Below are 9541 nucleotides of genomic sequence, written 5' to 3' on the forward strand. Positions count from 1 at the left end.
CGTGGGTCGGTAAACGGCCCTTGTCAGGCGGCGCGACCAAGCCGCGCCGCCTGATGATCCAAAGGCCGCAGATCAGCCCATCCGCTCGCTGGAATAGGATCCGGGCGAGGCGGGGAACACCACCGTCTTGTTTCCGTTCAGGAAAACCCGATGGTGGACATGCGCGTGGATCGCACGTGCCAGGACCTGGCTTTCGACGTCACGGCCAAGGCTGACGTAATCCGTCGCGCTTTGGGCATGGGTGATGCGGACGATGTCCTGTTCGATGATCGGGCCTTCGTCCAGATCGGCGGTGACATAATGGCTGGTCGCGCCGATCAGTTTCACCCCACGTTCATAGGCCTGTTTATAGGGGTTCGCACCCTTGAAGCTGGGCAGGAACGAGTGGTGGATATTGATGATCCGGCCCGACATCTTCTGACACATCTCATCGGACAGGATCTGCATGTAACGTGCCAGCACGATCAGTTCGGCCCCGGTTTCCTCGACCACCTTCATGATCGCGGCCTCGGCCTGGGGTTTGTTTTCCTTGGTCACGCGGATGCAGTGGAACGGGATATCGGCATTCACCACGACCTTCTGGTAATCCATGTGGTTGCTGATGACCGCGACGATTTCGACCGGCAGTGCCCCGATGCGGACGCGGTACAGCAGGTCGTTCAGGCAATGGCCGAAGCGGCTGACCATGATCGCGACGCGCATCTTCGTGGCTTCGTCATGGAACTGGAAGGTCATGCCGAATTCCTCGGACACGGGGGCGAATTCGTCTTTCAACTCGGCCAGTGCCGCGCCCTGCTCGGGGGTAAAGCTGACGCGCATGAAGAACTGGCCGGTTTCCTGATCGTCGAACTGGCTGCTGTCGGTGATGTTGCAACCGTGATCGGCCAGAAAGGTCGAGATCGCGGCCACGATCCCGCGCCGCGAGGCGCAGGTGACGGTAAGGCAGTAATTGGTCATGTCGGATCCTGTTCGTCCAGAAGAAGGGGCTGATCCTCAAGCCCGTTCTGATGGCAGAACGCGCTGAGCGTATTGGCAAGAAGGCAGGCGATCGTCATCGGACCGACCCCGCCCGGAACCGGGGTGATCGCGCCCGCGACGTGGCGGACATTCTCAAAATCGACATCGCCCACAAGGGCGGGCTTGCCGTCGCGCTGGATGCGGTTGATGCCCACGTCGATCACCGTCGCGCCGGGCTTGATCCATTCGGCCCGGACCAGCCCAGGCACGCCCGCGGCCACCACCACGATATCGGCCATGCGCGCCAGTTCGGGGATGTTGGTCGAGGATTTATGCGCCACCATCACCGTGCAATCGGCATTCAGCAGCAGCCGGGCCATCGGCTTGCCCACGATGTTGGAATGCCCGATCACCAGCGCCGTCAGGCCCCGGAAATCGGCATGGTGATGGCGCAGCATCATCATGCAGCCAAGGGGGGTGCAGGGCACGATCGCGTCCTGTCCGGTGCCCACCATCCCGACATTCGAGATGTGGAACCCGTCCACGTCCTTGGCGGGCGAGATCGCGTTGATCACCGCCCGCGCATCCAGATGCGCAGGCAGCGGCAGTTGCACAAGGATGCCATGCACCTGCGGGTCGTCGTTCAGCCGGTGGATCAGGCCCAGCAGGTCGTCGGCCTGCGTGTCGGCGGGCAGGCGATGTTCGAAGCTGCGCATGCCCGCCTCGACCGCCTGCTTGCCCTTGGCGCGGACATAGACCTCGGAGGCCGGGTCCTGCCCGACCAGCACCACGGCCAGACCCGGCGTCAGCCCGGTCCGGGCATGCAGCGCGGCGCTGCGCTGCGCCACACCGGCACGCACCGCCGCCGCATAGGATTTGCCGTCGATCAGCTGGGCACCCATCGGCTACAGCGTCCCGGTCAGTTCGGGCACGGCGTCGAACAGATCCGCGACCAGTCCGTAATCGGCCACCTGGAAGATGGGGGCGTCCTCGTCCTTGTTGATCGCGACGATGACCTTGCTGTCCTTCATCCCAGCCAGATGCTGGATCGCCCCGGAGATGCCGACCGCGACATAGAGGTCCGGCGCCACGACCTTGCCGGTCTGACCGACCTGCAGGTCGTTGGCGGCAAACCCGCTGTCGACCGCCGCGCGGCTTGCACCAACCGCCGCGCCCAGCTTGTCCGCAAGACCCGAGATCAGCGCGAAATCGGCCTCGGAGCCGACGCCGCGACCGCCCGAGACCACGACCTTGGCCGAGGACAGTTCGGGACGGTCGCTTTTCACGACCATGTCCTCCAGATGCGCAGACAGCGCGGGCGCGTCGGACAGGGTGACGGTTTCCACGGGCGCGGCATTGCCGGTCGCGGCGGCCTCGAAGGCGGCGGTGCGGATCGAAAGGACCTTGACCGCGTCCTGCGACTGCACGGTCTGGATCGCGTTGCCGGCATAGATCGGGCGCTTGAAGGTGTTTGCGTCCAGAACCTTGGTCACGTCGGTTATCACCATCGCATCCAGCAGCGCCGCCACGCGCGGCAGCACGTTCTTGCCCGAGTTCGTCGCGGGGGCGACGATATGGGTCACGCCGCCCGCCAGTTGCAGGATCAGCGCCGACAGGTTTTCCGCCAGCCCGTTGGCGACGCTGTCATCGGCGCAATGCAGCACCTTGTCGATGCCCGCGATGCCGGCAGCAGTCGCCGCCGCCTCGGCGGGGCCGCAGACCAGGGCGGTGACCGGACCCAGGGCGGACGCCGCGCTTGCGGATTTCGCGGTCGCGTCCAGCGCCAGCGCGCCCCCCGCAACCTCTGCCAGAAGAAGAACAGACATCAGACCAGCGCCCTTTCTTTCAGTTTCTCGACCAGTTCACCGACCGAACCGACCTTGATGCCCGCCTCGCGGCCGGCGGGTTCCTCGGTCGCGACGACCTTCAGGCGGGGCGTGGTATCGACCCCGTAATCCGCGGCGGTCTTTTCCGCGACGGGCTTTTTCTTGGCCTTCATGATGTTGGGAAGGCTGGCATAGCGCGGCTCGTTCAGGCGCAGATCGGTGGTGACGATGGCGGGCAGCGCGACCTCGATCTTCTGCAAGCCGCCATCGACCTCGCGCGTGACCTGCGCCTTGCCGTCCGCAATCTCCAGCGCGGATGCGAAGGTCGCCTGACCCCAGCCCAGCAGCGCCGCCAGCATCTGTCCGGTCGCATTCATGTCGTTGTCGATGGCCTGCTTGCCCGCGATCACCAGCTGCGGCTGTTCCTCGTCGACGACAGCCTTCAGGATCTTGGCGACGGCCAGCGGCTCGATCTCGGTCGCCTCGGGCGCCTCGATCATGATGCCGCGATCAGCGCCCATCGCCAGCGCGGTGCGCAGGGTTTCCATGGATTTCGCGTCGCCGATCGACACCACCACAACTTCGCTGGCGACGCCCGCCTCTTTCATGCGGATCGCAGCCTCGACCGAGATCTCGTCGAAGGGGTTCATCGACATCTTCACATTGGCCAGGTCCACACCGGAACCGTCGGCCTTCACGCGGACCTTGACGTTATAGTCGATGACCCGCTTCACAGGCACCAATACCTTCATTGCTGCGCCTTTCGTTTGTCGTTGAGTTTCAAGGGATCAGACCTTCACCCGTTCGGACTTCGGGTCATAGAAGGGTTTCAGGGATGCCTCGGCGCGGACCCGCTGCCCGGCGATCTCGATCTCGTAATCCGAGGCCAGAAGATCCTGCACGCTTTCGCCCTTGCAGGGGACATAGCCCATGCCCATCGCCGCCCCCAGATGGTGGCCGTAGCCGCCCGAACTCAGGAAACCGACGATCCGGCCGTCGCGCAGGATCGGTTCCGCGTGATACAGCAGCGGTTCGGGATCGGTCAGCTTGAACTGCACCAGTCGCGTGTCCAGCCCGGCCTCGCGCTTGCGCATCACGGCATCGCGGCCAATGTAGTCGCCGTCGCCCTTCTTCAGCGCAAAGCCCAGGCCCGCCTCCAGGATGTGATCCTCGGCCGAGATGTCATGCCCGAAATGGCGGAAGCCCTTTTCCAGGCGGCAGCTGTCCATCATGTGCAGGCCGCACAGCTTGGCACCCATATCGCGGCCCGCCTCGCGCAGCACCTCGAAGACATGGGCGGCCATGTCGGTCGACACATAGATCTCCCATCCCAGTTCGCCCACATAGGTGACGCGGTGGGCGCGGGCGACGGCCATGCCGATCTCGATATCCTGCCATGTCCCGAAGGGGTTGGCCGCATTCGAGAAGTCGTTGGGCGAGACGCGCTGCAACAGGGCGCGACTGTTCGGCCCCATGACGCAGATCACGGCCTCGGCTGCGGTCATGTCGGTCAGGGTCACGCGGCGGTCGCCAAGATGGCGGCGCATCCATGCCTGATCGGCCTGACGCGTCGCCGCCGGGGTCACGACCATATAGGCATCCTCGGCCAGGCGGTTAATGGTCACATCGGCCTCGATGCCCGCGCGGCTGTTCAGGAACTGGCTGTAGACGATCTTGCCCACCGGCACCGACAGGTCGCTGCCCGAGATGTGGTTCAGGAACGCCTCGGCATCGGCCCCCTCGACGCGGATCTTGCCGAAGGACGACATGTCATACAGGCCCACATTCTCGCGGATGGCCTTGTGTTCGCGGGCCGCGTTGTCGAACCAGTTCTGGCGTTTCCACGAATATTCGTACTCCGCCTTCTGCCCCGGATCCGCAAACCAGTTGGCGCGTTCCCAACCGGCCAGTTCCCCCATGACCGCGCCTTCGGCTTTCAGCGCCTCGTGCAGGGGCGAACGGCGGATGCCGCGCGCGGTGGCCTTCTGGCGATAGGGGAAGTGATCGGCATAAAGCAGGCCGAGCGTCTCCTTCGACCGTTCGAACAGGTAGTGCTTGTTGCCCTGGAAGGGCTGCATCCGCGCGATATCGACATCGCCCAGATCGAAGGGCTTTTCGCCCGTGTCCATCCAGGATGCCAAGGCGCTGCCCGCGCCGCCCGCCGACTGGATGCCGATGGAATTGAAGCCCGCCGCGACCCAGACATTGTCCATCTCGGGGGCAAGACCCAGGTGATAGGCGTCATCGGGGGTAAAGCTCTCGGGCCCGTTGAAGAAGGTGTGGATGCCGGTCTCCGCAAGGATCGGCAAGCGGTTCACGGCCATTTCCAGGATCGGCTCGAAATGGTCGAAATCCTCGGGCAGCTGGTCGAACTCGAAATCCTCGGGGATGCCCTTCATCGCCCAGGGCTTGGCGACGGGTTCGAAGGCGCCAAGCAGGATCTTGCCCGCGTCCTCCTTGTAATAGGCGCATTCCTCGGGAACGCGCAGCACCGGCAGCTGCTGCAGGCCCGGCACCGCGTCGGTGACGATGTAGAAATGCTCGCAAGCATGAAGGGGCACGTTAATGCCCATCTGGCGGCCGACCTGGTGGCCCCACATGCCCGAACAGTTCACGACGTGATCGCATTCGATCATGCCGCTTGCGCCCTCGGCCTCCCACGAGACGCCGGTGATGCGGCGGCCGTCGCGGCGAAAACCGGTGACCTTGGTGCGTTCCAGCACCTGCGCGCCGCGCTGTTTCGCGCCCTTGGCCAGCGCCAGCGCGATATTGGCCGGATCGCCCTGCCCGTCCTTGTCCAGATAGACCGCCGCCTTCACGCCGTCGATATTCAGATGCGGATAGCGGGTCTGTAGTTCCGAAGGGCTGATTTCCTCGACCTCGACGCCGAAGGCGCGGGCCATGGAGGCCTGGCGCAGGATCTCTTCGCGGCGTTCCTCGGACAGGGCCACGGTGATCGAGCCGTTGCGCCGGAAGCCCGTCGCGACGCCGGTTTCCTCTTCCAGGCTGCCATACAGTTCCTGACTGTATTTCGCCAGGCGCGTCATGTTCTGGGATGCCCGCAGCTGGGCGATCAGGCCCGCCGCATGCCAGGTGGTGCCCGAGGTCAGCTGTTTGCGTTCCAGAAGAACCACGTCCTTCCAGCCCAGCTTGGTCAGGTGATAGGCGACCGAACAACCGATCACCCCGCCACCGACGATCACCACACGCGCTTTTTCAGGGGGATATGCCATGGTCTTTGTCCTTTCAGGCCCGGATGCGGCTGTTGTCGGCGTCCCAGAGGCACGCGTCCTGCTGCACGACGGCTTTCAGCCGTTGGCCATAGATTTCGATTTCAAGTTCGGTGCCCGGCGCGGCGGCGTCGGTTGACAGCATCGCCATCGCGATGGCCTTTTCCGTGCGGTATCCATAGGCGGCGGACAGAACCTCGCCCACGCGGATGCCATTCTGGAAAACCGCCGCCATATAGGGCGCGTCCTGCCGGCCCGGCTCGACCACCAGCGTCACGAGGCGGCGGGTCGGTGCGGTTTCGGCCTGAAGCGCGGCCTTGCCGGGGAAGTCCTGCGGCTTGTCCAGCTTCACGAAGCGGCCCAGCCCGGTTTCCATCAGCGTGTAGTCGCTGGACAATTCGCCCTTCCAGGTCAGATAGCCCTTCTCGATCCGCATCGAGTTCAGCGCATACATCCCGAAGGGCGCGGCCCCCGCATCGCGGATCGCCGAATAGATCGCGGCGGCGTCAGTGGGGGATGCGTGCACCTCCCATCCCAGTTCGCCGGCAAAGGACACGCGGGCCAGCATCGCGGGCTTGCCCGCCACCGTCGCCTGCTGATGCGACAGCCAGCCAAGCGACAGATCCGCATCCGAGATCGCGGCCAGAAGATCGCGCGATTTCGGCCCCGTCACCAGCATCGCGGTCACATCGGCGCTGCGGTCGGTCAGGGTCAGACCGGCGGGCATCCGGCGCGACAGCACCTCGTAATCGTGCCATTGCGCAAGGGCGGCGGTCATCAGGGTGAATTCGTCATCGGCGTGGCGGATGCAGGACATCTCGGTCAGGACGCGGCCACGGCTGTCGGGGAAATAGACCAGGTTCATGCGCCCGACCTTGGGCAGGCCGCCGGCGACCATGCCGCGCAGCCATTCGGCAGCCCCCTCGCCCGACAGCGCGAAGCGAGAGAAACCGCAGAGGTCGATCACGCCCACGCCGTCGCGCACGGCCTCGACCTCGGCGCGGACGCGGGGTTCCCACGGGCCGCTGCGATCCCAGGTCAGGGTCGCTTCCTCGGACGTGTCGTCGCCTGGCTGTGCGAACCAGTTGGCGCGTTCCCAGCCGTTATAGGCGCCCATCTGCCCGCCATCCGCCACCAAGCGTTCGTGGTTCGGCGACAGCTTGCGGTCGCGTTCGGCGGGCCATTCGTGATGCGGGAAATGCATCGCGTATTCGTGGCCATAGGTCTCCAGCGCCTTGCCGGTGCAATATGCCGCGTCGGCATGTCCGGTGAAACGGCGCGGATCGACCGACCACATGTCCCATTCGGTATGGCCATGCATGATCCATTCCGACAGCACCTTGCCCGCGCCGCCGCCCTGCGCGATCCCGAAGGTAAAGCTGTGCGCCTCGAACGCGTTCGGCACGCCCGGCATCGGCCCGATCATCGGCAGCCCGTCCGGCGCATAGGGGATCGGCCCATTGATGTTGCGCTGGACGCCTTGCGTGCCCAGCAGCGGCACCCGCGCCATCGCATCCTCGATATACCATTCCAGCCGGTCCAGATCGTCGGGATACAGCTGGAAACTGAAATCGGCGGGCATGTCCTGCCCCGAGGCCCAGCCGACCTGGCAGTTGCGTTCATACGGCCCCAGGTTCAACGAATGCGTGTCCTGCCGCAGGTAATAGCTACTGTCCACGTCGCGCAGCATCGGCAGCTTGCGGCCATGTTCCTTGGACCATGCGGCAACCTCGGGGATGGCCTCGGTCAGGAAATACTGGTGGCTCATCACGGACAGGGGCACGGGGCGGCCACCATGCGGCAGGAACCATTCGCCGACGCGTGCGGCATAGTAGCCCGCCGCGTTCACCACGTATTCGCAGCGGATATCGCCCTTTTCGGTATGGACGATCCATTCGCCATCCTTGCGGCTGACGCCGGTGGCGGGGGTGAAGCGCAGGATCGTGCCGCCATGCGCCCGCGCGCCCTTGGCCAGCGCCTGCGTGACCTGGCTGGGGTCGATATCGCCGTCCAGCGGATCCCAGAGGCCGCCTTCCAGGTCATGCGTCTCCATGAAGGGGAAATGGCTCTGCAATTCGTCCGGCGTGCACATGTCCATGGTCAGGCCCATATGGGCGGCCATGCCGCGCACGCGCTCGAACTCCATCATCCGGTCATGGGTATGGGCCAGCCGCACCGCGCCCGTCACGTGATAGTTGATCGGGTAATCCACCTCGTCGGCCAGGCCGCGATACAGCGCCAGCCCGTGGCGCTGCATGTTCATCACGCCGTAATTCGCCGCGAAGTTCGGGCAGTTGCCTGCCGCGTGCCAGGTCGACCCCGCCGTCAGCTCGTTCTTTTCCAGAAGGACGCAATCCGTCCAGCCCGCTTTGGCAAGGTGATACAGCGCCGAGACGCCGACCACCCCGCCACCGATAATCACCACTCGTGCTGTCGAAGGAATAGTCATTCATGGACCTCTGATGAGAATGAAGCCGATCCGTGACCCTGAACGCGGATCGTATCTGGTGGTAGCTGCGGCGCGGTCCCTGCCCTTTTCAGGCTGTCGCCACGAATCCGGATGACCTGTGGCGACAGGATCGAACCAGCCTGTCTTGTGAAAAGATTGTCCGATTCTTCACAATCTGACAATGAAATTTTTGCCGTTTTTTTCATTTTTATGCGGCAAGGCACGGATTGATGCCTGTTTGGGCAAAAGCACCCCGACACGCTGCCACCGGGGCAGAAAATGTGCCGGGATGCACGGGAAACACGCAGTTTCCTAGTGTTCGCGGATGACGAAATGCTTCGTGGTCGTTTCGATGACCTCCCAGTAGCCGGTAAAGCCATTGGGGATCATGAAGGACTGGCCGGCGGTGAATTCACGCCGCTCGCCATCGGTGGCGATCAGGGCACAGCGGCCCTTGATGATGTGGCAGAATTCGTCGCGATCGGTGAAGGCATGCCATTTGCCGGGCGTCGAGGTCCAGATGCCTGCGATCACCACCCCATCGGGGCTGCGAAACAGCAGGTCGGTCTGATGCTGGGGATCCCCCTCGACCACCCTGTCGGGCAGATCGGCCAGGCGGCGCTGACTGCTGTCAAGCGGGTGGTCGGTAAAGGCGATGATCTTCATGGTCTGTCCTTTCTTTCCGGATCGGGCATTGCCCTGTTCCCCCTCATGTCAGCTTTGTCCTTTCCATGGGACGAGTTTTTGTTCTGCGAGTCTCATGATGACGTCGATTGCGTAGCCGATGATTCCGATGAGGATGATGCCCATCAGGACGATGTCGGTCAGCTGGAACTTGGAGGCGGCGATGATCATCATGCCGGCGCCCTTCTGGGCCGCGACCAGCTCGGCGGCCACCACCGTGCCCCAGCACACCCCCATCGCCACCCGCGCCCCGGTAAAGATCTCGGGCAGCGAATTGGGCAGGATCACGTGCCGCAGCAATTGCCATTTCGACGCCCCCAGCGAATAGGCCGCGTGCACCTTGGTGATGTTCACCCCCGACACGCCCGCCCGCGCGGCGATGGTCATCACCCACA

At 64.2% G+C, this 9541-nt stretch carries 8 protein-coding genes; all 8 read right to left on the reverse strand.

Features of this window, described 5'->3' with window-relative positions:
• Positions 1–72 precede the first annotated feature (72 nt).
• Positions 73–957 (reverse strand): formyltetrahydrofolate deformylase, encoded by an 885-nt coding sequence (purU, locus tag BMX67_RS14235; protein WP_090736358.1) that lies wholly within the window; start codon positions 955–957, stop codon positions 73–75.
• Complete coding sequence (gene folD, locus BMX67_RS14240; RefSeq protein ID WP_090736360.1) at positions 954–1859, reverse strand: bifunctional methylenetetrahydrofolate dehydrogenase/methenyltetrahydrofolate cyclohydrolase FolD; 906 nt, start codon at positions 1857–1859, stop codon at positions 954–956. Before folD ends, purU begins: the two co-directional genes overlap by 4 nt.
• Positions 1860–1862: 3 nt before the next feature.
• The gene (locus BMX67_RS14245) at positions 1863–2783 is read right to left on the reverse strand and encodes an FAD-binding protein (protein ID WP_090736363.1); all 921 of its coding nucleotides are present in this window, start codon (positions 2781–2783) and stop codon (positions 1863–1865) included.
• The gene (locus BMX67_RS14250) at positions 2783–3535 is read right to left on the reverse strand and encodes an electron transfer flavoprotein subunit beta/FixA family protein (RefSeq protein WP_090736366.1); all 753 of its coding nucleotides are present in this window, start codon (positions 3533–3535) and stop codon (positions 2783–2785) included. The genes BMX67_RS14245 and BMX67_RS14250 overlap by 1 nt, the downstream gene beginning before the upstream one ends.
• 36 nt (positions 3536–3571) lie before the next feature.
• Positions 3572–6016, reverse strand: coding sequence for a GcvT family protein (locus BMX67_RS14255; RefSeq protein ID WP_090736368.1), 2445 nt, complete (start codon positions 6014–6016; stop codon positions 3572–3574).
• Between the two features lie 13 nt (positions 6017–6029).
• On the reverse strand, positions 6030–8462 hold the full coding sequence (locus tag BMX67_RS14260) for a GcvT family protein (protein ID WP_090736371.1): 2433 nt from the start codon (positions 8460–8462) through the stop codon (positions 6030–6032).
• Between the two features lie 312 nt (positions 8463–8774).
• Positions 8775–9128: a cupin domain-containing protein gene (locus BMX67_RS14265; RefSeq protein WP_090736374.1), complete on the reverse strand. Its 354-nt coding sequence runs from the start codon at positions 9126–9128 to the stop codon at positions 8775–8777.
• A 48-nt stretch (positions 9129–9176) separates the two neighbouring features.
• A partial coding sequence (locus BMX67_RS14270; protein ID WP_139206536.1) for an ABC transporter permease subunit occupies positions 9177–9541 on the reverse strand: 365 nt, incomplete at its 5' end.

The sequence above is a fragment of the Paracoccus homiensis genome (assembly GCF_900111675.1).
Taxonomy (GTDB): Bacteria; Pseudomonadota; Alphaproteobacteria; order Rhodobacterales; family Rhodobacteraceae; genus Paracoccus; species Paracoccus homiensis.